Below are 25,973 nucleotides of genomic sequence, written 5' to 3'. Positions count from 1 at the left end.
GTGGAAAACAACTCGCTACAAACTCTTAACCCCCATCGTTACTTTTACTCCAGAGCCATTAACGGGGTAACGCGAGTGAATAACGGAGCAGTAATCAACGACGGGGGCGAGCAGGCGACGCAGATCGGCGAGCTGGCCGAGCGCATGCTGGCGCAGGTGTATGCCTTACTCCGCCATCACCACATCATTCCCAATGCGGTACAGGAACAGATGCTGACGTCGCACGTTCGCGCTATGGCGCACCGGTCGGTGACCGGCGAGCCGTTGCCGGAAGTGGATGCCAGTTTGTTTGACGAAATTTCAGCCGAGTCGATGGCGCTTGCCCGCGAGGTAGTCGCCACGTTTGGCAACCTTCCCGATGAAGAAGCCTGGCTGCTGTCGGTGCATTTCGACGTCGCGAAAGACAACCTTTAAGGAGCAAAGAATGGAACAGATTACAGTTGTGATTGGCGATCGTCTGGGAAAAGGCCAGAAAGTGGCGGCAGGCGTTGAGAAAGCGGGTGGGCGTGCGGTGGTGGTGCCGGGCGTGGCGGCGGACATGAAACTGGGCGACGTGATGAAAGCGGAAAACGCCACCTTTGGCATCTCGTTTTGCGGCAGCGGCGGCGCGGGCGCTATCACGGCGCAGACCAAATACGGTTACAAAGCCAAATACGGGATGCGCTCGGTGGATGAAGGCGTCACCGCCATCAACGAAGGCTGCAACGTGCTGGGGTTCGGCTTTATGGATAAAGAAGAGCTGGGCGAGCGTCTGGTACAGGCGTGGCAGAAGAAGCACGGCGCCTGAGTATGAAAGAGCAATTCACCACCACGGTGAGAGTCTCCGGCAAAGGCGAAGCCAAAGCGCGCGCCTTTGCCGATGCCCTGAACCACGTTCAGGCCACGGTGATGAAAGCATCGCCGCATATCTTACTGCGTATTGAGCCACAGGATGTGCAGGTTGTTCAAGCGCGTGAAACGGTGCGTAAAGACGCTTTTCTGTTCTTCTTTTTGCGCCGGGAAAGACGCACGTACAGCGTGGAGCTGGATGTGACCGTCAACGTGACAGCCATCAATCTCGACAAGGTGGATTTCGTCGCGCAACGCTGATTCTGACTAAAAAGGGCAGACTAATGTTCCTGATAATATTAATAAAATCGCTCATTATCGGCGGCCTGGTTGGCGTCGGCGTGGGCGCTGGGGCTGCACGCATGTTTCATGCGCCTACCACACAGGGTATGGGCGCGTTTCGTACTTTGGGGGAGCTGAACTCCTGTGAAGGGGACCCGGCTTCTCACTTCTCCTTCGGTCTGGGCTTCTTCTTCAACGCATGGGCGTCGTCGGTGGCGGCGGGCTCGTTCACCCAGGACGTCGATCACCGCATCATTCCGAACTGGGGCGCGGCGGCGCTGATGGTTAAAAACCGCAACGTCGGCGAAACCCTGCACGATCCGAAAAAGATGGCGATCGCCTGTGGCGTCATCGGCATGATCGTCGTGACCTTCCTGAACCTCACCGCGTCTTCCGTTCCGGAAGCGTTGCAGGTCACCGCCGTTAAGGTGCTGGTGCCTGCGGCTAACCTGCTGGTCAACACCGTGATGCCGGTGATCTTCTGGCTGGCGGCCATCGACGCCGGTAAGAAATCCGGTTTCTGGGCCACCGTTTTTGGCGGCGCGGCGCAGCTGATCATGGGTAACGCCGTTCCGGGCCTGGTATTAGGCATTCTGATCGGTAAAGGCGTTGAAGAGAGCGGCTGGAACCACGTCACCAAAGTGATGATGGTCGCTATCGTGCTGCTGTTCGTGCTGAGCGGATTCTTCCGTGGCTTCGACATGAAGATGATCGAATCCTTCCATATGACCGTGCCGAACTGGCTCGAACTGATCCACAACTCGCTGAGCGGCAAATAACGGAGGCCACAATGGAACAGAATAAAGGTTTTTGGTTTGCCGACTGGTCATTCCCGATCTTCGTTGGCCTGCTCTCCTCCGGCGTGTTTGCCGGGACGCACATGTACTACCTGTACGGCATCGGCGCGTTTAACGAAGTGGCTTTCGTGGCGATGCTGAAAGCGGGCATCGACACCGGCTCCTATGGCGCGGTGGCGGCGTTTGGTGCCAGCTTCCTGTTTGCCCGCATTATCGAAGGTTCGCTAGTGGGGATCCTGGATATCGGCGGGGCAATCCAAACCGGCGTGGGCCTCGGCGTTCCGGCGCTGCTGCTGGGTGCGGGCATTGTCTTCCCGGTGGAAAACTTTATTGCTTCCCTGGCAACGGGCCTGGCGATTGGCCTGGCGATTGGCTATGTCATCATCCTGGCGCGTAAGTTCACCATCAACCAGAGCGATTCCACCTACGGGGCGGACGTGATGATGGGGGCCGGTAACGCCTCTGGCCGTTTCCTCGGGCCGCTTATCATCCTCAGCGCCATGACCGCGTCTATTCCTATCGGCATCGGTTCGCTGGTTGGCGCGCTGCTGTTTTATATCTGGCAGAAGCCGATCACCGGCGGCGCGATCCTCGGCGCGATGATTTTAGGTTCGATCTTCCCGATTGCTATTAGCTAAACCCACGGCGGGCGTGCAAACGCCCGCTTTCACAGGAGAGAGACATGTTTGATTTACTCCTGCGCCGTGCGCGTCTGGTCGACGACACGGTCTGTGATATCGCAGTGAAGGACGGCAAAATTGCCGCCCTGGGCGAGATAAACGACCCGGCGGTGAAAACCGTTGATCTCCAGGGCGAATGTTACGTCAGCGCAGGTTGGATTGATTCCCACGTCCACTGCTATCCAAAATCCCCGATTTACCACGATGAACCGGACAGCATCGGCATCGCCACCGGCGTGACGACCGTGATTGATGCCGGTAGCACCGGCGCGGATGAGATTGATGATTTTTATACTCTGACCCGCGACGCCGCTACCGACGTCTATGCTCTGCTGAACATCTCCCGCGTTGGCCTGATTGCCCAGAACGAACTGGCGAACATGGCAAACATCGATAGCGATGCGGTGAAACAAGCGGTCAAACGCCATCCTGATTTTATCGTTGGCCTGAAGGCACGCATGAGTAGCAGCGTAGTGGGCGAAAACGGCATTATCCCGCTGGAACGCGCCAAAGCGATGCAGCAACAGAACGGCGATTTACCGTTGATGGTGCACATCGGCAATAACCCGCCTGACCTGGATGAGATCGCCGAGCGCCTGACGGCGGGCGACATCATTACCCACTGCTACAACGGCAAACCTAACCGTATTTTGACGCCGGGCGGCGAGCTGCGTGCGTCTGTGACCCGGGCAATCCAGCGCGGGGTGCGCCTCGACGTCGGTCACGGCACTGCCAGCCTGAGCTTTGCGGTGGCGAAACGCGCCATCAGCTTAGGCATTCTGCCGCACACCATCAGCTCGGATATCTATTGCCGCAACCGCATTAACGGGCCGGTGTATTCGCTGGCTAACGTGATGTCGAAATTTCTGGCTATCGGGATGTCGCTGCCGCAGGTCATTGACTGCGTGACGGCCAACGCCGCCGACGGCCTGAATCTGAAAACCAAGGGCCGTCTCCAGCCAGGCCTGGATGCCGACTTCACCCTCTTTACGCTAAAGCGTCAACCGACGCTGCTGGTGGATGCAGAAAACGACAGCTTACAGGCTGAAAAACTGCTGGTGCCGCTTGCCGCCATACGGGCGGGCAAGGACTATATGACCGAACAAGGGAGCGCGGAACATGCCTTCGATTTTTGAGAAATACCAGTTAAAACAGGTGATAAACACGTCTGGCCGCATGACCGCGCTGGGCGTCTCCACGCCGCGCCTGGAAGTGGTGGATGTGGCAATGGCCGGTATGAACCAGTACTTCGAAATGAAAGATCTGGTGAACAAAACCGGCGAATACATCGCGAAACTGCTGGATGTGGAAGGCGCGACCGTGGTGTCCTGCGCCTCAGCGGGGATTGCCCAGTCGGTGGCCGCCGTTCTGGTCCAGGACAGCGACTGGCTGCTGGAAAACCTGCACGTCACGCCCATTGAGAATAACGAAATCGTGCTGCCGAAGGGTCACAACGTCAACTTCGGCGCGCCGGTTGGCACCATGGTGGCGCTGGGCGGCGGCAAACTGGTGGAAGCGGGCTACGCCAACGAATGCTCTGCCGCGCAACTGGCTGCGGCAATCACGCCGCGCACTGCCGCCATTCTCTACATCAAATCCCACCACTGCGTGCAAAAAAGCATGCTCAGCGTAGAGCAGGCGGCGGTGGTGGCCCGCAAACACAACCTGCCGCTGATTGTCGATGCGGCGGCGGAAGAAGACCTGCAATGCTACTACCGCGCGGGCGCGGACCTGGTGATCTACAGCGGCGCGAAGGCCATCGAAGGGCCGACCAGCGGGCTGGTGATCGGCAAAACCCAGTACGTCGAGTGGGTGAAGCGCCAGACGGCGGGCATTGGTCGGGCGATGAAAGTGGGTAAAGAAGGCATTCTTGGCCTGACCTGCGCCATCGAGCTTTATCTGCACGCGCAGAAAGAGAGCGGGGCGGAGATGGTGGAAAAAATGACGCCGTTTATCGACGCGCTGAATACCCTTAACGGCGTGAGCGCCCGCGTAGTGTGGGACAGCGCCGGACGCGACATCGCCCGCACCGAAATCAAGTTTGATGAAGCCGTGACCGGCGTGGCTACCGGCGAGCTGGTAGAGGCCCTGAAGCAGGGCGAGTACGCCATTTACTTCCGTGGCTACAAAGCCAACGAAGGGATTATCGAAGCCGACGTGCGCAGCGTTGACCGCGCGCAACTGGAGATTGTGGCGCGCCGCATTAGCGAAGTGATTAACCAGGAGAAAACCGCATGAAACTGACTCCCAACTTTTACCGCGATCGCGTCTGCCTGAACGTGCTGGCGGGTTCAAAAGACAACGCCCGCGAGATCTATGAAGCGGCGGAAGGCCATGTGCTGGTGGGCGTGCTCTCCAAAAATTACCCGGACATTGCCAGCGCGGTGGCGGATATGCGTGACTACGCGTCGCTTATTGACAATGCCCTCTCGGTTGGGCTGGGCGCGGGCGATCCCAGGCAGTCGGCGATGGTGAGCGAAATCTCCCGCCAGGTGCAGCCGCAACACGTCAATCAGGTGTTTACCGGCGTGGCCACCAGCCGCGCGCTGCTGGGGCAGAACGACACGGTAGTCAACGGCCTGGTATCGCCGACCGGTACGGCGGGCAAAGTAAAAATCTCCACCGGCCCGCTCAGCAGTAAAGCGGCGGACGGCATCGTGCCCATCGAAACCGCCATTGCGCTGTTGAAAGACATGGGCGGTAGCTCGATTAAATATTTCCCGATGGGCGGCCTGGCGTGCCGCGACGAGTATCAGGCGGTTGCGGAAGCCTGCGCCCGTTATGACTTCTGGCTGGAGCCCACCGGCGGTATCGATTTAGAAAACGTCGGCGAGATTTTGCAGATTGCCCTGGATGCGGGCGTCTCCAGAATCATTCCTCACGTCTATAGTTCGATTATTGATAAGGTGAGCGGAAACACCCGCCCGGACGATGTGCGCCAGTTGCTCGCCATCACCCGGGCGTGCGTAGGCTACTAGCGAGGAGAGTGACGTGCGATTCCCCAACCAACGTTTAGCGCAACTGTTTGATATGTTGCAAAACGAAACGCTGCCGCAGGATGAACTGGCGCAGCGGTTGTCGGTTTCCACACGCACCGTCCGCGCCGATATCACTGCGCTGAACGCCTTGTTGACCCAGCATGGCGCGCAGTTTGTACTGAGCCGGGGCAATGGCTACCAGCTGAGAATCGATGATTCGGCGAGCTATCAGACCCTCCAGACGCAGCAGCCGAACGTGCTGCGCATTCCGCGCACTAGCCAGGAGCGGGTGCAGTATCTGATGGTGCGTTTCCTGACCTCGGCGTTTTCCATCAAGCTGGAAGATTTGGCTGATGAATGGTTTGTCAGCCGCGCCACGCTGCAAAACGACATGGCGGAAGTACGCGAATGGCTGCGGCGCTATCAGCTGACGCTGGAAACGCGGCCCCGCCACGGCATGAAACTGTTTGGCAGTGAAATGGCGATCCGCGCCTGTCTGACCGATCTGCTGTGGACGCTGGCCCAACAGGATCCGGCTCATCCGCTGGTGATCGAAGAGGCGCTGAACGCGGGAATGCCGGAACGGTTACAACCGATCCTCGCGGAAATTTTCAGCCGTTTTCATATCCGTCTCACCGATGAAGGCGAACTGTTTTTGCGCCTGTACTGCGCCGTGGCGGTGCGGCGCATCAGCGAAGGCTATCCGCTGTCGGAGTTTGTCGGTGAAGAGGTGGCGGAACCGGTATGCCATGCGGCGCGCGAGCTGGCGGGCGTACTGCAACGGCTGGCGGAAAAACCGCTGTCGGCCTTTGAAGAAAACTGGCTGAAGGTGCATATCGCCGCGCGCCAGGTACAGGACATCGCGCCCAGCACCATCAATGCCGATGATGAAGAGGCGCTGGTCAATTACATCCTTAATTTTATTAACACCCAGTACAACTACAACCTGCTGAACGATAAGCAGCTTCATGCCGATATGCTCACCCATGTCAAAACCATGATCACCCGGGTGCGCTATCAAATCATGATCCCTAACCCCTTGTTGGATAACATCAAGCAGCACTACCCGATGGCGTGGGATATGACGCTGGCGGCGGTGTCTGGCTGGGTGAAATACACGCCGTATACCATCAACGAAAACGAAATCGGCTTTTTGGTGCTGCACGTCGGCGTCGGGCTGGAGCGCAGTTACAACATCGATTACCAGCGCCAGCCGCGCGTGTTGCTGGTGTGCGACGCCGGTAATGCCATGGTGCGGATGATCGAAGCGGTGATGGCGCGTAAATATCCGCAGATCGACATTACCCGTACCCTGACGCTGCGCGACTATGAGCAGCGGGAGAGCATCAGCGAAGACTTTGTGATTTCCACCGCGCGCATCAGCGAAAAAGACAAACCGGTAGTGCAGATTGCGCCATTTCCTACCGACTATCAGTTGGAGCAGATCGGCAAGCTGGTGCTGGTGGATCGCACCCGTCCGTGGATGCTGAACAAATATTTTGATGCCGCCCATTTTCGCATTATCAACGGCGCGATGGACCAGCAAACGCTGTTCAAAACCTTGTGCGACCAGTTGCAGGATGAAGGCTTTGTCGACGGAGAGTTCCTTGACTCGGTGATTGAGCGTGAGGCCATCGTCAGCACCCTGCTGGGGGACAGCATTGCGCTGCCCCATGCCCTGGGTTTGTTAGCGAAAAAAACCGTGGTTTATACCGTGCTGGCGCCGCAGGGGATCGCCTGGGGGGATGAAACGGCGCACATGATCTTTTTACTCGCCATCAGTAAAAGCGAGTACGAGGAGGCGATGGCGATTTACGATATTTTCGTCACCTTCCTGCGGGAGCGCGCCATGACGCGGCTGTGCGGATGCCAGAACTTTGCGGAATTTAACGCGGTAGCAATGGAGTGCGTAAGCCGGTATTAGCAGCGGGAAGCCCGAGCTGCCCGCTGTAAAAGATTAACGCAGGTGATGAACAACCTGGTTACTGCTGCCGCGCCAAATCAGCGCCGGGTCTTTGAGATCCTGGACAAACTTGCCGTCCACCAGCACGTTGATCAGATCCACCACCTGCATCTGTTCGGCGCTGAGTTCATCCAGCTTATAGCCCGTCCATACCCAGATGTCTTTGCCCGGACACTCGGCGCGAATGCGCTGCACCAGTTGCAGAATATCCGCCACGTTTTGCGGATGCAGCGGATCGCCGCCGGAGAGCGAGATCCCCTGACGGGGGATCCGCGTATCGTTGAGATCGCTGATGATCCGATCTTCCATCTCCCGGGTGAACGGCTGCCCCGAATTCAGCCGCCAGGTGCTTTTGTTGTAGCAGCCGGGGCACTCATGGACGCACCCTGAAACAAACAGGGTGCAGCGTGTGCCGGGCCCGTTGACGATGTCGACCGGGTAATACTGATGAAAGTACATTACCCGATTTGCCCATTCCCTAAATGCTTCACGCGGCGCTTCACTTCTTCCTGCTTGCCGGCGTTAAACGGACGCGCATCCGGGCTGCCCAGGTAGCCGCAAACGCGACGGGTTACCGACACGCGGGCCGCATCGTGGTTGCCGCATTTCGGGCAGGTGAAGCCTTTGCTGGTGCATTCAAACTCACCGGTGTAGCCGCACTCGTAGCATTCGTCGATCGGGGTGTTAGTCCCGTAATACGGCACATGCTGATAGCTGTAATCCCACACGTCTTCCAGCGCTTTTAGGTTGTGCTGAATATTCGGGTATTCGCCGTAGCAGATGAACCCGCCGTTGGCTAACGGAGGATAGGGCGCTTCAAAGTCGATCTTGTCGTACGGGTTAACCTTTTTCTCCACGTCCAGGTGGAAGCTGTTGGTGTAGTAGCCTTTATCGGTCACGCCCGGTACCACGCCGAAATCGGCAGTATCCAGACGGCAGAAACGGTCACACAGGTTTTCACTCGGCGTGCTGTAAAGGCTGAAACCGTAGCCGGTCTCTTCTTTCCAGCGGTCCACCGCGTTACGCAGATGCTCAATGATTTCCACCGCTTTCTGGCGCAGCGCGGCGTTGTCGTAAACATGCTCATTGCCAAACAGCGCATTGATGGTTTCATGGATGCCGATATAGCCCAGCGAGATCGACGCGCGGCCATTTTTGAAGATTTCCGACACGTCATCATCCGCTTTCAGGCGCACGCCGCAGGCACCTTCCATATACAGGATCGGCGCAACGCGGGCTTTGACGCCTTCCAGACGGGCGATACGGGTCATCAGCGCTTTACGCGCCAGCACCAGCCGCTCGTCCAGCAGTTTCCAGAATGCGGCTTCATCACCGTTGGCTTCCAGCGCGATGCGCGGCAGGTTCAGGCTGATCACACCGAGGTTGTTACGCCCGTCGTGAACCTGTTCGCCGTTTTCGTTCTCATACACGCCCAGGAAGCTGCGGCAGCCCATTGGGGTTTTGAACGAGCCGGTGACTTTCACCACCTGGTCGTAGTTGAGAATGTCCGGGTACATGCGCTTGCTGGCGCATTCGAGGGCCAGTTGCTTGATGTCGTAATTGGCATCGCCGAATTTATGGTTCAACCCGTCACGAATGGCGAACACCAGTTTTGGGAACACGGCGGTTTTGCGGTTTTTACCCAGTCCGGCAATACGGTTACGCAGGATCGAGGTCTGGATCAGACGCGATTCCCAACTGGTGCCCAGGCCAAAACCAAAGGTCACGAACGGCGTCTGGCCGTTGGCGGTGTGCAGCGTATTCACTTCATATTCCAGCGACTGGAATGCGTCGTAGCACTCTTTTTCGGTGCGGGAACGGGCGTAGCCGTCGGCATCCGGGATCTGCCACTCTTCAGCCACCTTACGGTGTTTTTCCAGGCTGGCGGTAACAAACGGGGCCAGCACTTCGTCGATACGGTTAATGGTGGTGCCGCCGTAAATATGGCTGGCGACCTGGGCGATAATCTGCGCGGTGACGGCGGTCGCGGTAGAGATGGATTTCGGCGGCTCAATTTCCGCGTTGCCCATCTTGAAACCCTGGGTCAGCATACCTTTCAGGTCGATCAGCATGCAGTTGAACATCGGGAAGAACGGGGAGTAATCCAGGTCGTGGTAGTGAATATCGCCGCGCTCGTGCGCCTGTACCACATCGCGCGGTAGCAGGTGCTGGCGGGCATAGTGTTTGGCGACAATCCCGGCCAGCAGATCGCGTTGGGTAGGGATCACTTTGCTGTCTTTGTTGGCGTTTTCGTTAAGCAAAGCGGAGTTGGTTTGTTCCACCAGGCCCTGAATTTCTTGGTTGAGGCGGCCACGCTTTTCGCGGGAAATATCGCGATCGTGGCGATATTCAATATAGGCACGCGCCAACTGCTTGTAGTTGCCGGCCATCAGCTGGTTTTCAACGGCGGTTTGAATCTCGCCGATATCCACCTGGCTGCGGCCCTGCATCTGGGCACTGACAATTTCTGCGACGGTGGCGCAGTAATCTGCGTCATCGACTCCCGCAGCTTTAGCGGCACGAAGAATCGCTTCTCTGATGCGCTCTGACTTGAAAGGTACTTTGCACCCATCGCGTTTCATCACATGCGGTGTCATGATCACTCCATCTTAAAGAACAGGTTATCCACAGAGGCTCAGAGACAGACAGGGCGCATTTTCGTTATTGCGTTCATAGACATCCCTGAATCTGGCCGTTTTTATCCACAGCGTACCGCTGAACCCGCCACCTGGATACGCTGTAATAATAGTCGATTGATACAATATGTAGCGGCGGCAGGCATTTTAAATACTATATGTAGTGATTTGCATCAAAGATGTTTGAGATTTCTTTGATGTAGAACAAGGTAAAATTTTGGTGGCTGCAATGATGGGCAACACGCGGCGAGGAAATTTAAATTTCAGATAAATCGATAAAAATCATGGCGAAAAATTAACCGGAGGCACACTGGCCTCCGGTTTTAGGTTAATGCTGGAGCCAGTAAACGGCTTCAAACGGGCGTAGCGTCGTTTCCGTGGGAACCGGGCAGGCGTCCGGGTAGTTGCTTATCAGCACTTCCCAACTGCCGTCGATTTTTTCCGGCATCCACCATTGATTTTCCCGGCTCAGGTTCGCGACCACCATCAATTGCTGGCCCTGCCATTCACGGCGATAGCACCATAAAAACGGGTGATCCGGCAGCAAATCGTGGTAGTTGCCCCAGGTAAAAATCGGCCAGGCTTTACGCAACTGGATCAGCTTGCGATAGGCATGAAACACCGAATCCGGGTCCGCCTGCGCGTTTTCAGCGTTGATGGTGTCAACGTTATCGCACAGGCCGATCCACGGTTTACCGCGGGTGAAGCCTGCATGTTCACTGGAATCCCACTGCATCGGCGTGCGGCTATTATCGCGTGATTTTGCGGCAAGGATGGCCAACAGCTCTTCGGGTTTGCGCCCCTGGGCGCGCAGTTCGGCGAACATGTTATGGCTTTCCACATCGCGATAGTCGGTGATGCGCGCGAAATGCGGGTTGGTCATGCCCAGCTCTTCGCCCTGGAAGATATAGGGCGTGCCCTGCATCCCGTGCAGCGCCATTGCCAGCATTTTTGCCGCCGGAACGCGCAGTTCGCCTTCGTCGCCGAAGCGCGACACAATGCGCGGCTGATCGTGGTTACACCAGAACAGCGCATTCCAGGCAATGTTGTGCATTCCCTGCTGCCAGTGGCGGAAAATGGCCTTCAGCGCCACGTAGTCGGGAGCCGCCAGCGTCCATTTCAGCCCGCCGGGGTAATCGACTTTCAAATGGTGGAAGTTAAAGGTCATCGACAGCTCGCCGCCATCCAGCGCGGCGTATTGCTGGCAGTGCGCCAGGGTGGTGGAGGACATCTCGCCCACGGTCATCAGGCCGCGCGGGATAAACACATCCCGGCTGAATTCCTGCAAAAACTCGTGGATGCGCGGGCCGTCGGTATAAAAACAACGCCCATCGCCGCCGTCGATATCGTCGGTAAAATCCTGGGATTTAGAGACCAGATTAATGACATCGAGCCGCAAACCATCCACGCCGCGATCGGCCCAAAACTCGCACACTTTTTTTAATTCCGCGCGCACCTGCGGGTTTTCCCAGTTGAGATCCGCCTGTTCCGGCGCGAACAGGTGCAGATAGTACTGGCCGCTCTCCACATGCCAGCGCCAGGCGCTGCCGCCAAACTTCGAACGCCAGTTGGTAGGGGCCACGTCCGGTGTGCCGTCGCGCCAGATATAAAACTGGCGATACGGGCTCTGCGGCTTCACGGCCTGGTGAAACCAGTCATGCTGGGTGGAGGTATGGTTAAACACCATGTCGAGGATAATCCGAATGCCCCGATCGTGGGCTTCCGCCACCAGCCGGTCAAAATCATCCAGCGTGCCGTAGGTCGGGTCGATGGCGGTGTAGTTTGCCACGTCATAACCGTTGTCCACCTGAGGCGAGATATAGAACGGGGTCAGCCAGATGGCGTCCACGCCGAGGGTTTTCAGGTAGTCGAGCCGCCGGGTGACACCGGCTAAATCGCCGGTGCCGCTGCCCGTGGTGTCCTGAAAGCTCTTTGGATAAATTTGATAGATAACCCCGTGTTGCCACCAGGGAGGCGTCGCTGTCATAACCTTACCTGCTTAAGTTGATAGAACCCGGAACCTGAGTTACACGACTAACAATGTGCCCTGACGGAATTTGCGACGGTAAAGCACCGTGGTCAGGACAATGGGGATGACAATAGCAATCAGCATCGCCAGGCTAAACACTTCCCAGTAACGCGGTTGAATCGACAGGATGCCCGGCAGCCCGCCAACCCCGATGCCGTTAGCCATCACGCCGCTCAGTCCACACAGCAACCCGGCAAGGCCGGAGCCTATCATGGCGCACAGCATCGGGAAGCGGTATTTCAGGTTGATCCCGTACATGGCGGGCTCGGTCACGCCGAGATAGGCGGAAATCGCTGCCGGGACCGAGATCTCCCGCTCATTGTGTTTACGGCTGGCGATAATAATGCCCACCACCGCAGACGCCTGGGCGATGTTGGACAGCGCAATCAGCGGCCAGACCGGCGTGCCGCCGAGGTTCTGGATCATCTGCATATCGATGGCGAGCGTGGTCTGATGCACCCCGGTGATCACCAGCGGCGCATACAGGAAGCCAAACAGCGCCGCGCCAATCGGGGCGAAGCTGCCGGTCATCAGATGGCTAACACCCCAGGCCACGCCGTCGCCGATCATGCGGCCAAGCGGGCCGATAAACGCGTGAGCCAGGAACACCGCCAGAATCAACGAACACACCGGCACGACAACCAAGTATAGATAATCGGGTACGATGCGTTTCAGCCGGGTTTCGATAAACCCAAGCGCCAGGCCTGCCAGCAGCGCCGGGATCACCTGGGCCTGATAGCCTACTTTGGCGATGGTAAACAGCCCGAAGTTCCACACTTCCGGCACCTGGGTGCCCAGCAAATAGGCATTCATCAACTGCGGAGAAACCAGGGTGACGCCAAGCACAATCCCGAGGATCGGCGTGCCGCCCATTTTGCGCACCGCCGACCAGCAGATCCCCACCGGCAGATAGAAGAAAATCGCCTCGCCGATCAGCCACAGGAAGTCATAGATGGCTTGCAGCGACGGATGCATTTGCGCCAGGGTCTGGCCGTTGCTCATCGGCACATCGCCGATCACATTGCGAAAGCCGAGGATCAAACCGCCGCTGATCAGCGCGGGCAGCAGTGGGAAGAAGATCTCCGCGAAGTGCGAGATCAACTGCTCGTGCCATTTCATATTGGCGCGCGCCGCTTGTTTGGCCTGCTCTTTATTCGCCGAGCTGTGGCCGCTGGTGGCGATCAGCGCCTGGTAGTAATCCCCGACGTTGGTGCCAATCACCACCTGAAACTGCCCGGCGTTAGTGAAACAGCCTTTGACCATCGGCAGGGTTTCAATGGCTTTCGGATCGGCTTTCGCCGGGTTATTCAGCACAAAGCGCAGACGAGTAATGCAGTGGGTTACGGTCGCGATATTCTCGCGTCCGCCCACCAGCTCGATCAGCCGATCAATTTCCTGTTGTTTAACTTTGCTCATCATGAAGCCTCATGGCGGAGAAAGAGGAAGCGGTAGAAGTGACGGCAAGGGTAAACATTCTTGCGTTCCGGGAAAATGGGAACGTTCCCGAAACGAAGCCGCGATCACACAAATCGTCGTTCTGACGGCTTAGATCAGCGAGGAGGGAATGACGATCTGCTGAGGATCGCTGCCTGACGTGATCTGGGCGATCAACTGCAATGCCGCCTGGCGTCCGGCTTCAGCGTAACCAGGATCGACGGTGATGATCTCCGGGTGCAGGAACGTTAACAGCGGCGTATTGCCGACGCTGGCAAGCTGGATAGGCTTCGGGTGATGCTGCTGTAAAAACTTACTGGCACCGATGGCCAGCGTATCCGTGGCGCACACCAGCGCGGTGGTGTCGTCGTGCAGCACGTCGGAGACGTGTTCATAGCCCTGTTTCATCGCCAGGCCCGGCAGCGCGGCGCGGGGCGTCAGGTTATGGGCCTCGCAAAACGCCAGATAAGAGTGATGGCGGCGCAGTCCGGTGGTGACATCGCTGTGCGGGACGCCGAGGTAGCTGATATGGCGATGGCCCTGCTGATACAAGCGCGCCATCAGGATCTGGATTGCGCCTTCATCGTCGTAACATACCGAGGTAAAACCCGCCGCATCTCGCGCCATCAGCACCAGCATCGATCGCCACGGGGCCAACAGGGACTCATCAATACCGGTAAATCCAAACAGGATCACGCCGTCGATATTGCGCTGGCGCAGAATGCGCAAATGCTCTTCCACCCGCGCCGGGGAGAACTGGCTTTCCATCATGATCGGGTCATAACCCTGCTCATACAGGCAGGGGAGCATGGTCTGGACAGCGAGGTTTTCAGACAGGGAATCCAGGCGGGTGACGATAATCGCCACCACTTTGTCGCTCTGGCCGCGCATGGCGCGCGCGGAACGGGAAGGGGAAAAACCCTGCTGGCGCATCACCGCCTCAACGCGCTCGCGGGTGCGCTCGCTGACGCCACTCTCATTATTGAGGACGCGCGATACAGTGGATTTGCCCACGCCGCTTAAGCGCGCAATGTCTTTAATGGTCAGCCGGTTTTGCATCCCTGTCGCCTGTTGTGTATCGAAAAAGTGGTTAAACGACCTTAATGCTAACCAACCGCGGAACAATGAGCAAAATCTGGTTTACGTTTGGTTTATGTCACTGGCGCTATAGTGACGCCGCTCAACATTCACCGTGCGGTTTTAACGCGCACGTATCTCTTGATTTTACCGGAGGCCCCATGGATCCCGATCCCACCCCGCTTCCTTTAACGGGAACGTTGTTCCGGTAAGCACGCCTTTTTAGTCGCTGCTTTACCGGATGTGTAAGGCAGTGGCGCAACGTCGTCCCTGCAAAAATTTGTGCCTGCCATTCTGGCAGCCCAGCAGCGCCTCAGGATTGAGGCGTAGAGGGACTTTTATGCTGTTTAAAAACTTCACCCGGCAGTTGCTCGCGCAGTTGAACCGTCATCTTCCCCGTCGTCTGGTACAGCGCGATCCGCTGCCGGAAGGCAACGTGTGGCGTCAGGAAACGCTGCCCGCCACGTTAACCGAACAGTGCCTGTCGGTATCGCGGATGGATGAGGCCGAACTATGGCGCGTCTTTTCCAGCCATCCGGAAGGACTCAGCCTCCGGGAAGTGGAGGATGCGCGTGAACAACACGGGCCGAACCAGATCCCGGCGCAGCGTCCTGCGCCCTGGTATCTGCATTTGTGGAACTGCTATCGCAATCCGTTCAATCTGCTGTTGACGGCGCTGGGCATTCTTTCTTACGCCACCGAAGACGATCTGTTCGGCGCGGGGATTATCGCGCTGATGGTGGGCATCTCGACGCTGCTGAACTTCGTTCAGGAAGCGCGCTCCACCAAAGCGGCGGACGCGCTAAAAGCGATGGTCAGCAATACCGCCACCGTGCTGCGGGTGGTGAATGACAAAGGCGAATGCCAGTGGATGGAATTGCCCATCGACCAACTGGTGCCGGGCGATATCGTCAAACTGGCGGCGGGAGATATGATCCCCGCCGATCTGCGGGTCATGAAAGCGCGCGATCTGTTTATCGCCCAGGCCTCGTTAACCGGTGAATCTTTACCGGTAGAAAAACAGGCCCAGACCCGCCACCCCGACCAGAAAAACCCACTTGAGTGCGACAACCTGTGCTTTATGGGCACGACCGTGGTCAGCGGCACCGCGCAGGCGATGGTGATTGCCACTGGTGGCGGCACCTGGTTTGGTCAACTGGCCGGGCGCGTGAATGAGCAGCAGAGCGAGCCGAACGCTTTCCAGCAGGGCATCAGCCGCGTCAGTATGCTGCTGATCCGCTTTATGCTGGTGATGGTGCCGGTGGTGCTGTTGATCAACGGCTTCACCAAAGGCGACTGGTGGGAAGCGGCGCTGTTTGCGCTGTCGGTGGCGGTGGGGTTAACCCCGGAAATGCTGCCGATGATCGTTACGTCTACCTTGGCGCGCGGCGCGGTTAAGCTGTCTAAGCAAAAAGTGATCGTCAAGCATCTGGACGCCATTCAGAACTTCGGCGCTATGGACATCCTGTGCACCGATAAAACCGGGACGCTCACCCAGGATAAAATTGCTTTAGAGAATCATACCGATGTGTTTGGCCGCGTCAGCCAGCGCGTACTGCGCAGCGCGTGGCTCAACAGCCATTATCAAACCGGGCTGAAAAACCTGCTGGATACCGCCGTGCTGGAAGGCGTGGATGCGCCGGAAGCGCTGGAGCTGTCGGCGCGCTGGCGCAAAGTAGATGAAATCCCGTTTGATTTCGAGCGCCGCCGTATGTCAGTGGTGGTCGCGGAAAACGAAGATACCCATCAGCTGATCTGCAAAGGCGCGCTACAGGAGATCCTTGATGTCTGTACGCTGGTGCGCCACGGCCAGGAGATCGCGCCGCTGTGCGACAGCATGCTGCAACGCATCCGTAAAGTGACCGACAACCTTAACCGTCAGGGCCTGCGCGTGGTGGCTGTTGCCAGCAAAGCGCTGCCTGCCAGAAGCGAAGACTACGGCCGGGTGGATGAATCGGATCTGATCCTTGAAGGCTACATTGCATTCCTCGATCCGCCGAAAGAGACCACCGCGCCGGCGTTAAAAGCGCTGAAAGAGAGCGGGATCACCGTCAAGATCCTGACCGGCGACAGCGAGCTGGTGGCGGCTAAAGTGTGCCACGAAGTGGGGCTCAATCCGGGCCGCCCGGTGGTGGGCAGCGAAATCGAACCGTTAAGCGACAAGGAGCTGGCGCAGCTTGCGTTGCGCACAACGCTGTTTGCCCGCCTGACGCCGCTGCATAAAGAACGCATCGTGCGCTTGCTGCGCGAGGAAGGGCACGTAGTGGGCTTTATGGGCGACGGCATCAACGACGCGCCTGCGCTGCGGGCGGCGGATATTGGCATCTCCGTGGACGGCGCGGTGGATATCGCCCGCGAAGCGGCGGACATCATTCTGCTGGAAAAGAGCCTGATGGTGCTGGAAGAGGGCGTTATTGAAGGGCGCCGCACCTTCGCCAATATGCTCAAGTACATCAAAATGACCGCCAGTTCGAACTTCGGTAACGTGTTCAGCGTACTTGTAGCGAGCGCTTTCCTGCCATTCCTGCCGATGCTGCCGATGCACTTACTGATCCAGAACCTGCTGTACGATGTGTCTCAGGTGGCGATCCCGTTCGATAACGTCGACGACGACCAGATCGAAAAACCGCAGCGCTGGAACCCAGCGGATATCGGACGCTTTATGATCTTCTTTGGGCCGATCAGTTCTATCTTCGACATCCTGACGTTCTGCGTTATGTGGTGGGTATTTAAGGCCAACGTGCCGGAAGCGCAAACCCTGTTCCAGTCCGGCTGGTTTGTGGTGGGCTTACTGTCCCAAACCTTAATCGTGCACATGATCCGTACCCGCCGGGTACCGTTTATCCAGAGCCGCGCCGCGTGGCCATTAATGGTGATGACGCTGATTATTATGGTAGTGGGTATTGTGCTGCCGTTCTCGTCGCTGGCGCCTTACCTGCAACTCCAGGCGCTGCCGCTGAGCTACTTCCCGTGGCTGGCAGGGATTTTGTTGGGGTATATGACGCTAACCCAAATGGTGAAAGGATTTTATGTGCGCCGGTATGGGTGGCAGTAATAACAAAAAAGCCAGTCGCAAGACTGGCTTTTTCATTTCAACGCGCTGAAAAATTAGCGACGAACCGCAATCGCTTCAATCTCAATCTTCACGTCTTTCGGCAGACGGGCCACTTCCACGCAGGAACGTGCCGGGAAGGTCGCGTTATGTTCGGTGAAGAACGCTTCATAGGTGGCGTTAACGGTGGCGAAATCATTCAGATCCTTCACGAAAACGGTGGTTTTCACAATATCGCCCACTTTAAGGCCAGCGGCTTCAACGATAGCTTTCACGTTTTCCAGAGACTGACGCGCTTGTGCAGAGACATCATCAGAAACCGTGCCGGTTTTTGGGTCCACCGGGATCTGACCGGAGGTGATGATCATACTGCCAAGATCTACGCCCTGAACATAAGGGCCGATAGCTGCGGGCGCATTTTCCGTCGCGATAGTGCGGGACATAGTTTCTCCTGAAATTGTCAGCGGTAAGAGGGCACAGTATACCCCGGCAACCCTCAAGGTACAGGTTTGTTATTGTCGGTCAGCGCGTTAGCCGTCCGCCAGCACCACATGGTGCGAGAACTCTTTCTCACAGTATTTACACTTCAGCGCGATATCGTCAGCGCGTTTTTTGACGCTAAAGCTGGACGCCACCGGCTCGGCGCGGCTGATGCAGTTACTGTTCGGGCAGACCAGCACTTTCTCAATCCGCCCAGGCAGGCTCGGACGGCTCTTACCCACCACTTCATAATTATCGATGCGGTTAACGGTAGCCTCAGGCGCGTACAGCGCCAGCTGGTTGACCTGCTCATCAGTCAGGAAGGTATTTTCGATTTTGATCAGATCTTTGCGGCCCATTTCGCCGGACGGCAGGTTCAGGCCGATGGTAATGCGCTGATCGGTCTCAGTCAGTTTGAACAGCGTAAGAAGCTTAAAGCCCACCTGCGCCGGGATATGGTCGATGACGGTGCCACGGCTGATGGCTTCTACCTGGAGTTTATTATCGTGAGTCATGTTCATCTCCTTCTTACAGCGCTAAATCGTGATTGAGAACCAGCGCCAGCAGAGCCTGGCGAGCGAAAATGCCGTTTCCGGCCTGCTGGAAATACCAGGCGTGCGGCGTTTTATCCACATCGGTGGTGATCTCATCAATACGCGGCAGCGGGTGCAGGACTTTCATATTGCTGCGGGCACCGTTGAGGTCGGCGGCGCGCAGGATAAATTGCGCTTTCACGTTGGCGTATTCCGACGGGTCGAGACGCTCTTTCTGCACGCGGGTCATATAAAGGATGTCTACTTCGCGCACCACGTCGTCGATAGCGTCGTGCAGGCTCCAGGCGATACCTTTTTCATCCAGCATATCGAGGATGTACTGCGGCATAGCCAGCGCTTCCGGGGCGATAAAGTAAAAGTGGTTGCCATTGAATTTCGCCAGCGCCTGGGCGAGAGAATGCACCGTGCGACCATATTTCAGATCGCCCACCATAGCGATGTTTAAGTTTTCCAGTCGTCCCTGGGTTTCCTGGATGGTAAACAGATCGAGCAGCGTCTGGGTTGGATGCTGGTTCGCGCCGTCACCCGCGTTCAACACCGGAATGCCGCCGGAAAACTCGGTGGCGAGGCGCGCCGCGCCTTCCTGCGGGTGGCGCATCACAATCGCATCCACGTAGGTGCTGATCACCGAAATGGTGTCAGCCAGCGTTTCACCTTTTTTGCCCAGCGACGTGTTGCTGCTGTCCGAAAAGCCAACCACCGACGCGCCCAGGCGGTGAATTGAGGTTTCGAACGAGAGACGGGTGCGGGTAGAGGCTTCAAAGAAGCAACTGGCGACCACTTTATGCTTCAACAGTTCAGGTTGCGGATTTGCTTTCAGGCGCGCGGCGGTTGCCAGCACCAGTTCCAGCTCTTCACGATCCAGATCGTTGATGGAAATAATATGTTTTTGATAGAGCGGGTTAGCCATGTCTCTCTCCTTTTTTCGAACGGCGGGCAAACGCCGGGCAAAAAAAAACCCCTCATTGAGGGGTTTTTTCATTGGATAACGGAAAGAAAAACGGGACTGCGACGCCTGCGTTAAGGCGTTGTGTCAGGACATATTGTCGAACTCGCAGAACCATGCTTCCTCCCGGCAAATTGTCCCGGATTATACTCAGCCGCGATCGCATAGCAAGCGGAGAATGCACATTTTTACATTGGGAAGCGGTTGCGCTGCATAATAACGCGAAAATAATGAATAAAAAATCTGGTGGTGCGGCATGAAAGTTAACTGAAATTGCCGGATCGCCCAAAAAGAAACAGCAAAAATTGCAAGATAATGCGCCAATAAATATGCGCTAAAGCAGATTTTTGCCACAAAGCGGTGGTAGCCTGAAGCGATTCCTCGTATAACTCATAAAAATGAAACATTGTTTTATATAAGGAGCTTCCCGTGATTATTGGCAACATCCACCATCTTCAGTCCTGGCTGCCTGCTGAACTGCGTCAGGCAATTGAGCATGTCAAACAGCACGTCACCCCGGAAACCCCGCTGGGTAAACACGACATCGACGGCAACAACCTGTTCTTCCTGGTCTCCGAAGATGAAACCCAGCCGCTGGCGGAGCGCCGTGCGGAGTATCACGCGCGCTATCTGGATATCCAGATTGTGATGCGCGGCGTAGAAGGCATGACCTTCAGCTGCCTGCCTGCGGGCGAGCCGGATACCGACTGGCTGGCGGATAAAGACATCGCGTTCCTGCCGGAAGGCGGCCAGGAAAAAACCGTGGTGATGCAGGAAGGGGATTTTGTGGTGTTCTATCCGGGCGAAGTGCACAAACCGCTGTGCGCCGTGGGCGAAAATGCCAAAGTGCGTAAAGTGGTGGTAAAAATGCTGGTTGCGTAATCCGCCCAGAAAAGAACAGCGGCCCGTATTCGGGCCGTTGTATTTATTGGGCTAAGGTCGCCACCATCACCGCTTTGATGGTGTGCATGCGGTTTTCTGCCTGGTCAAACACAATGCTGTTCGGCGATTCAAACACCTCGTTGGTCACTTCCATGCCGCCGTGCATCCCGTATTGCTCCGCCATCTGCTTGCCGACAACGGTTTCATCGTCGTGAAACGCCGGTAAACAGTGCAGAAATTTGGTCTGGGGATTGCCGGTGAGCGCCATCATCTGGCTGTTGACCTGATAATCACGCAGCAGCGCGATGCGCTCGGCCCACTTCTCTTTGGCTTCGCCCATAGATACCCACACGTCGGTGTAGATAAAATCCGCGCCTTTCACGCCCGCGGCGATCTCTTCGGTGAGGGTGATTTTGCCACCGGTTTGCGCCGCCATCGCTTTGCACTCTTCTACCAGCGCCGCTTCCGGCCAGCAGGCTTTCGGAGCCACCAGGCGCAGATCCAGCCCGGTTAGCGCAGCGGCTTCCAGCATCGAATTACCCATGTTGTTACGCGCATCGCCTGCATAGACCAGCGTCATCTCATTAAAGGCTTTGCCCGGCAGGTGCTCGCGCATGGTCAACAAATCTGCCAGCAGTTGCGTCGGGTGGAATTCATTGGTCAGGCCGTTCCACACCGGCACGCCGGCATACTGCGCCAGCGTTTCCACCACTTCCTGGCCGTGGCCGCGATACTGAATGCCGTCATACATCCGGCCCAGTACCCTGGCGGTGTCTTTAATTGATTCTTTATGCCCAATCTGACTGCCGCTTGGGCCGAGATAGGTGACGCGAGCGCCCTGGTCGTAAGCGGCAACTTCGAAAGAGCATCGTGTACGGGTTGAGTCTTTTTCGAAGATGAGCGCGATGTTTTTACCAGTAAGCTTTTGAACTTCTTGACCATTCTTTTTATCGCTTTTCAGCGTTGCGGCAAGATCGAGCAATGCGTTTATCTGTGCAGGGGTAAAATCTAATAATTTCAGAAAATGTTTTTGATAGAAAGCCGACATAGTTCCCTCACCTGGCTGATGCCACTTATTGAATTAAAATTCAATTTATATGTATGAATATGCATTTGCAACCCCGAAAAATAAAACTTTTACCGGAAAGGTGGAGGCAATCACTGGGGTATGTGAAAATAGTCACTATCGGCCAACACATTGAGGAACGAGCCATGGCAAACCCGGAACTACTGGAAGAACAACGCGAAGAAACGCGTCTTATCATTGAAGAGTTGCTTGAGGACGGCAGCGATCCGGATGCGCTGTACACCATCGAACATCACCTCTCGGCAGATGATTTTGAAACGCTCGAAAAAGCCGCGGTTGAAGCTTTCAAAATGGGTTACGAAGTCACCGACCCGGAAGAGCTGGAACTGGACGAAGGCGAAACCGTGATTTGCTGCGATGTGCTGAGCGAATGCGCGCTCAACGCCGAGCTGATTGACGCGCAGGTGGCGCAACTGCTCGACCTGGCTGAAAAGTTTGATGTGGAGTACGACGGTTGGGGCACCTACTTCGAAGATCCGAACGGTGAAGAGGGTGAAGACGGCGACGATGACGAATACATGGATGACGACGACGACGGCGTCCGTCACTAATCTCGCGCGGCGGCAGCGTCTGGCTGCCGCCCTGAAGGACAGCGAATGAACACCTCTGCATTACTCGAACCAGTACACCAATTCCTCCTCTGCGCCACCCCGGATGCCTGGCTCCAGAAAGCCAGACTGCCGGAACACCTTCCTCTGTTGTTAACTGACCATATGATTTGCGAACTCAAAGCCGCGCAAACCGCGATGCTGCTGATCCGTAAATACGTAGCGGATAAATCCGGCTCCGACATGCTGCTCGAATGGCTCAGGCCCTACGAAACTTTCGCGTTTTATAACGGCCCGGAAGTAGATTTTGTGGCATTGCAAAAGCGCGTTAGTAAAAGTGAGATGCCGAAAACCGACGATCCTTGGGGCCAGGTGCTAATCGACAGCATGGTACTGTTGATTAAAGAGGAACTGCATCATTTCTGGCAGGTGCGGGAAGTGATGACTGCGCGAGATATCCCGTATGTGAAAATCACCGCCAGCCGTTATGCCAAAGGTCTGCTGCGTGCGATCCGCACTCACGAGCCTGCGATGCTGATTGATAAGCTGATTTGCGGGGCGTATATCGAAGCGCGCTCCTGCGAACGTTTCGCCACGCTGGCACCGTATCTCGACGATGAATTACAGAAATTCTATCTCTCCCTGCTGCGTTCTGAAGCGCGCCATTATCAGGACTATTTGTCCCTGGCGCAGCAAATTTCACCGGACGATATCGCGCCGCGCGTGCGCTATTTGGGCGAGGTGGAGGCTGAACTGATCCAGTCACCCGATCCCGAATTTCGTTTCCACAGCGGCGTTCCGGTTTAACTCTCCTAAAATTGGCAGGGTCAGGGTCTGAGTGGGTGACAAATCAGCTCAGCCTGGTACAAAGAAGCCTTTGCACTTGGAAGGGAAAATTATGAACTGGACACACGTCATTCTTGCGGGCTATATCGGCGCGGTTATCGCCATTGTGGTCGGCGTATTTCGTAAAAAAGGCTGGATTGGTAAAACCAGCGCCGTGATTATCGCGCTGCTCGCCATCGTGGTGTGGAACATTATCGATGTGAAATACCTGATCCCCCGCGATAACGTCGCGCAGCAGATGACGGAAGGCGAGAAGTTTGATGCCGCGATGGAGCGGCTGCCACTATACCAACTCCTCCGCGAGCAGGAGCCGGAAACCTGGAGCCGTATACGCGAGCAGGCGCTGGCGATGCAGAAAGCGGGCGAGTCGGAGCAGAACGTGATCGACGCTATTCAGCCGCAAATCCTGGCCATACAGATGGCGCGCCTGCAAACCGCGCCCGATGCCAACGTGGTGGCGTTTATGCAGGCAAATATGCAGCAAACTGCCCTGATCCAAAAGCAGAGCGACGATGCCTGTTTCCGCTTCCTGTTCCCGGCGGTAAAAGGGGGCGTCAATGCCGCCAGAATGCTGCCGGCTGACGTCACCCAGCATCGTCTGGATGTGGATGCCGACATGATGCGCGCCGCCTACGGCCCCAATAAACACCAGGTCACGCCGCAGGAACGCCAGCAGGCGATGCAAGATGTTCAGCCTATTGTCCAGAAACTGGTCCAGCAGTACGGCCAGGATATTACGTTAATGAACGAGCCGCAGAAAGCGGCAGGGAAAGAGGACGTGGTGTGCAACATCACCCAGGATCTGTGGCGCAACGTGCTGCAACTGCCGGTGAATAAGGCGGCGGGGATTATCCGCTATTCGGTCAGCGCCGATTAAAAAATGCTCCGCCAGTAAGGATGCCGACGTACTTATTGTGGAAGAGGCGCTGTCGCCGCCTGATGAACAGGTGGCGACATTAATAATATTATTCAAAGCGCGCGGGGAAGACTGAGGTCAGAGGCTTTTCAGCATCCGTACTTCGCAATCCACATGGCCGGTACAGCCGAGCGGCTCGCTGATGTGGGAAAAACCCAGATGCTCATACAGCGCAATGGCCTCTTTCAGGAAAGCGGTGGTTTCCAGATAGCAGCGAGTAAAGCCCTGCTGTTTCGCGAAACCCATCGCCATCATCGCCAGCTTCTTGGCCTGGCCCTGGCCGCGCGCTTCGGGCAAAAAGTACATCTTTTGCAGCTCGCAAATATCCGGCTCGCTGCATGACAGCGGCGCAACGCCGCCGCCGCCCACGACTTTTCCATCTCGTTCTACGACCCAGTAGGCGTGCCCCGGCTGGCTGTAAAGTTCGTACAGGCTGTCCAGATTCGGATCGGCCACGGTGTAGCCTTTATCGGCGGTAAGGCCGTATTCGGCGGAAACGGTACGGATGACGCTCGCAAGAGCGGGATTATCGTGAGGGGCGATCGGGCGTAACGAGAGGTCAACCCGGGTAGCTATGGTCATGACAGCGCTCAGAAAAATTAACAAAACGTATCGCCTTTAATACCACTGTTAATTTCTATTCGCAAGATTCTGAAAAAAATGTTTCTGAGCCGGTCATGCATTTAACTTACTCAATGGCTGTGCTGCAATAGTAAATGGAAACGCAAATTGATTTTTTTATGGCTAAGGGACTGTAGCGAAATGGATCTGGAAAAAAATGCCGACAGGCGACACGCTTTTGTTTTTCATGGCAAAGGGATTGAGTATTTTGGTATCTGGATAGTTAACATCTTCTTGACGATAATTACGCTTGGGGTTTACCTTCCCTGGGCGGTGGTGAAAACCAGGAAATATATCTATTCGAAAACGGAGTTGTCAGGTGCCTTTTTTAGCTATCATGCAAAGGGCAGCGCGATTTTTGTTAGTTGGCTACTCTTTTTTATCTTATACGTTATATTTGTTGTGGTGTTAGTAAATCAAAAAGTCGTTGCCGCCAGTATCATGTTGCTTCTTTTTGTGCTGTTTATTCCCTGTGGTATTGTGCTGAGTTTGCGCTATCAGGCGTTAATGACCAGGTTAAATGGCATCCGCTTTTCTTTTCATTGCTCTGCGCTACGTGCATGGTGGGTAATGATGGGTTGCCCGCTGTTACTGATGGTTGCTTGCGCTTTCATTTTATTTGGATTTATAAAAGCAATACCTTCACCCGATAGTCTCAACGGATTGATCGTAAATGCTGTTATACTGGCGCTGATGGCGTTTATTTTACTTGGCATTGTCAATGGAATATCTATGGCGATGTGGATGAGAATGTTCGCAGGCTCATCTTCATTCGGTAACTTACGGTTTTCTGCATTCATTAACACTAAACAGTGCATAAAGATAAGTATGTTATCTTATTTGATGCTATTACCTTTTATTGGGGTGCTAATAAAGATTAATGCACCTATATTTTCAGAGGTTTCACTTTCAATGATGTCTGGATTAAGCCAGTCGGAAATCGAAGCGAAAATTTTTGCAAACCATATTGGCGCTATCGTCACAAGCTATTTAATTTATATTCTGGCCATTCTGGTGTGCGTTGGGTATTTATTTACTGCCTGCCGCAATTATTTTTGGTCAGCATTAGTGTTAGGCAATAACATTCGTTTCTCATCAACGTTAAACTTTTCTCACATGGTATGGCTACTGTTAAGCAACTTTGCGTTAGTTGCTGTGACATGTGGGCTGGCTTATCCCTGGGCTAAAGTACGTTTATTACGATATATGGCTTCCCATAGTGAAGTTATTGGATCTCTTGATGACATTCAGGATTCAGACGAGGTAATGAAGTTGGGGTTCATGACGGTGCTGTCACGCGGGCTGATAGTCACTATTCCTTTTACTTAATCTTTGGA

General features: G+C 55.8%; 26 protein-coding genes. 15 read left to right on the top strand and 11 right to left on the bottom strand.

Annotated features, from left to right (window positions below; genetic code table 11):
* Positions 1-75: 75 nt before the first annotated feature.
* The 9 genes from RT120_RS15600 to RT120_RS15560 are packed head-to-tail and all read left to right on the top strand — an operon-like array spanning position 76 to position 7,489.
* Entirely contained in the window at positions 76-414 is a 339-nt protein-coding gene (locus RT120_RS15600; protein WP_312983985.1) for a glycine dehydrogenase, read from the top strand.
* Positions 415-424: 10 nt separating this feature from the next.
* Positions 425-787 (top strand): SFCGS family glycine-rich protein, encoded by a 363-nt coding sequence (locus RT120_RS15595; RefSeq protein ID WP_003830384.1) that lies wholly within the window; start codon positions 425-427, stop codon positions 785-787.
* Between the two features lie 2 nt (positions 788-789).
* The gene (locus RT120_RS15590; RefSeq protein WP_312983983.1) at positions 790-1,089 is read left to right on the top strand and encodes a DUF4312 family protein; all 300 of its coding nucleotides are present in this window, start codon (positions 790-792) and stop codon (positions 1,087-1,089) included.
* 23 nt (positions 1,090-1,112) lie between these two features.
* Positions 1,113-1,889 (top strand): DUF4311 domain-containing protein, encoded by a 777-nt coding sequence (locus tag RT120_RS15585; RefSeq protein WP_125293015.1) that lies wholly within the window; start codon positions 1,113-1,115, stop codon positions 1,887-1,889.
* Positions 1,890-1,900: 11 nt separating this feature from the next.
* A complete protein-coding gene (locus RT120_RS15580) occupies positions 1,901-2,545 on the top strand; it encodes a DUF4310 family protein (RefSeq protein ID WP_125293016.1) in 645 nt (214 codons plus the stop codon).
* A gap of 44 nt (positions 2,546-2,589) precedes the next feature.
* On the top strand, positions 2,590-3,723 hold the full coding sequence (locus RT120_RS15575; protein ID WP_312983980.1) for an amidohydrolase/deacetylase family metallohydrolase: 1,134 nt from the start codon (positions 2,590-2,592) through the stop codon (positions 3,721-3,723).
* Positions 3,707-4,825, top strand: coding sequence for a DgaE family pyridoxal phosphate-dependent ammonia lyase (locus RT120_RS15570; protein ID WP_312983978.1), 1,119 nt, complete (start codon positions 3,707-3,709; stop codon positions 4,823-4,825). Before RT120_RS15575 ends, RT120_RS15570 begins: the two co-directional genes overlap by 17 nt.
* Positions 4,822-5,565, top strand: a complete 744-nt coding sequence (dagF, locus tag RT120_RS15565; RefSeq protein ID WP_312983976.1) for a 2-dehydro-3-deoxy-phosphogluconate aldolase — start codon at positions 4,822-4,824, stop codon at positions 5,563-5,565. Before RT120_RS15570 ends, dagF begins: the two co-directional genes overlap by 4 nt.
* A 13-nt stretch (positions 5,566-5,578) precedes the next feature.
* Positions 5,579-7,489 (top strand): PRD domain-containing protein, encoded by a 1,911-nt coding sequence (locus RT120_RS15560; protein WP_312983975.1) that lies wholly within the window; start codon positions 5,579-5,581, stop codon positions 7,487-7,489.
* 33 nt (positions 7,490-7,522) lie between these two features.
* On the opposite strand, the gene nrdG is transcribed toward RT120_RS15560, so the two are convergent.
* From nrdG to treR, 5 genes are all read right to left on the bottom strand, one after another.
* Positions 7,523-7,987, bottom strand: a complete 465-nt coding sequence (gene nrdG / locus RT120_RS15555) for an anaerobic ribonucleoside-triphosphate reductase-activating protein (protein WP_312983973.1) — start codon at positions 7,985-7,987, stop codon at positions 7,523-7,525.
* Positions 7,987-10,125: an anaerobic ribonucleoside-triphosphate reductase gene (gene nrdD / locus RT120_RS15550; protein WP_312983971.1), complete on the bottom strand. Its 2,139-nt coding sequence runs from the start codon at positions 10,123-10,125 to the stop codon at positions 7,987-7,989. Before nrdD ends, nrdG begins: the two co-directional genes overlap by 1 nt.
* 367 nt (positions 10,126-10,492) lie before the next feature.
* The gene (treC, locus tag RT120_RS15545) at positions 10,493-12,151 is read right to left on the bottom strand and encodes an alpha,alpha-phosphotrehalase (protein ID WP_312983970.1); all 1,659 of its coding nucleotides are present in this window, start codon (positions 12,149-12,151) and stop codon (positions 10,493-10,495) included.
* Positions 12,152-12,190: 39 nt separating this feature from the next.
* On the bottom strand, positions 12,191-13,612 hold the full coding sequence (gene treB / locus RT120_RS15540) for a PTS trehalose transporter subunit IIBC (protein WP_312983968.1): 1,422 nt from the start codon (positions 13,610-13,612) through the stop codon (positions 12,191-12,193).
* 126 nt (positions 13,613-13,738) lie between these two features.
* Positions 13,739-14,686 carry a trehalose operon repressor TreR gene (gene treR / locus RT120_RS15535; protein ID WP_312983966.1) on the bottom strand — a complete coding sequence of 316 codons (948 nt, stop codon included), beginning with the start codon at positions 14,684-14,686 and terminating at the stop codon, positions 13,739-13,741.
* Positions 14,687-15,047: 361 nt separating this feature from the next.
* On the opposite strand from treR, the gene mgtA reads away from it, so the two are divergent.
* Entirely contained in the window at positions 15,048-17,759 is a 2,712-nt protein-coding gene (gene mgtA / locus RT120_RS15530) for a magnesium-translocating P-type ATPase (RefSeq protein WP_409515061.1), read from the top strand.
* A gap of 53 nt (positions 17,760-17,812) precedes the next feature.
* On the opposite strand, the gene ridA is transcribed toward mgtA, so the two are convergent.
* The 3 genes from ridA to pyrB form a co-directional block, all read right to left on the bottom strand.
* On the bottom strand, positions 17,813-18,199 hold the full coding sequence (gene ridA, locus RT120_RS15525) for a 2-iminobutanoate/2-iminopropanoate deaminase (protein WP_312983964.1): 387 nt from the start codon (positions 18,197-18,199) through the stop codon (positions 17,813-17,815).
* Positions 18,200-18,286: 87 nt separating this feature from the next.
* Positions 18,287-18,751 carry an aspartate carbamoyltransferase regulatory subunit gene (gene pyrI, locus RT120_RS15520; RefSeq protein WP_312983962.1) on the bottom strand — a complete coding sequence of 155 codons (465 nt, stop codon included), beginning with the start codon at positions 18,749-18,751 and terminating at the stop codon, positions 18,287-18,289.
* A 13-nt stretch (positions 18,752-18,764) separates the two neighbouring features.
* Entirely contained in the window at positions 18,765-19,700 is a 936-nt protein-coding gene (gene pyrB, locus RT120_RS15515) for an aspartate carbamoyltransferase (protein WP_312983960.1), read from the bottom strand.
* Between the two features lie 465 nt (positions 19,701-20,165).
* On the opposite strand from pyrB, the gene RT120_RS15510 reads away from it, so the two are divergent.
* On the top strand, positions 20,166-20,618 hold the full coding sequence (locus RT120_RS15510) for a YhcH/YjgK/YiaL family protein (protein ID WP_312983959.1): 453 nt from the start codon (positions 20,166-20,168) through the stop codon (positions 20,616-20,618).
* A 43-nt stretch (positions 20,619-20,661) separates the two neighbouring features.
* Here RT120_RS15510 and argF read toward each other — a convergent pair whose 3' ends face one another.
* Entirely contained in the window at positions 20,662-21,666 is a 1,005-nt protein-coding gene (gene argF, locus RT120_RS15505; RefSeq protein ID WP_312983957.1) for an ornithine carbamoyltransferase, read from the bottom strand.
* Positions 21,636-21,731: a putative translational regulatory protein ArgL gene (gene argL, locus RT120_RS21765; protein WP_409515060.1), complete on the bottom strand. Its 96-nt coding sequence runs from the start codon at positions 21,729-21,731 to the stop codon at positions 21,636-21,638. Before argL ends, argF begins: the two co-directional genes overlap by 31 nt.
* Positions 21,732-21,830: 99 nt before the next feature.
* Here argL and rraB point away from each other — a divergent pair, with 99 nt between their 5' ends.
* From rraB to RT120_RS15490, 3 genes are all read left to right on the top strand, one after another.
* Positions 21,831-22,256, top strand: a complete 426-nt coding sequence (rraB, locus tag RT120_RS15500; RefSeq protein WP_125293037.1) for a ribonuclease E inhibitor RraB — start codon at positions 21,831-21,833, stop codon at positions 22,254-22,256.
* A 45-nt stretch (positions 22,257-22,301) separates the two neighbouring features.
* Positions 22,302-23,060: a tRNA isopentenyl-2-thiomethyl-A-37 hydroxylase MiaE gene (gene miaE / locus RT120_RS15495; protein ID WP_409515059.1), complete on the top strand. Its 759-nt coding sequence runs from the start codon at positions 22,302-22,304 to the stop codon at positions 23,058-23,060.
* 91 nt (positions 23,061-23,151) lie between these two features.
* Positions 23,152-23,976, top strand: a complete 825-nt coding sequence (locus tag RT120_RS15490; RefSeq protein WP_312983954.1) for a topoisomerase II — start codon at positions 23,152-23,154, stop codon at positions 23,974-23,976.
* Between the two features lie 117 nt (positions 23,977-24,093).
* Here RT120_RS15490 and RT120_RS15485 read toward each other — a convergent pair whose 3' ends face one another.
* Positions 24,094-24,597, bottom strand: coding sequence for a GNAT family N-acetyltransferase (locus RT120_RS15485; RefSeq protein WP_312983953.1), 504 nt, complete (start codon positions 24,595-24,597; stop codon positions 24,094-24,096).
* Between the two features lie 180 nt (positions 24,598-24,777).
* Between RT120_RS15485 and RT120_RS15480 the strand changes: the two genes are divergently transcribed.
* On the top strand, positions 24,778-25,965 hold the full coding sequence (locus RT120_RS15480; protein ID WP_312983951.1) for a DUF898 family protein: 1,188 nt from the start codon (positions 24,778-24,780) through the stop codon (positions 25,963-25,965).
* The last annotated feature ends 8 nt before the right edge of the window (positions 25,966-25,973 follow it).

It is taken from the genome of Atlantibacter sp. (assembly GCF_032062175.1).
GTDB lineage: Bacteria > Pseudomonadota > Gammaproteobacteria > Enterobacterales > Enterobacteriaceae > Atlantibacter.
The sequence above is the reverse complement of the archived record's forward strand: the minus strand, read 5'-3'. Positions and strand labels throughout refer to the sequence as shown.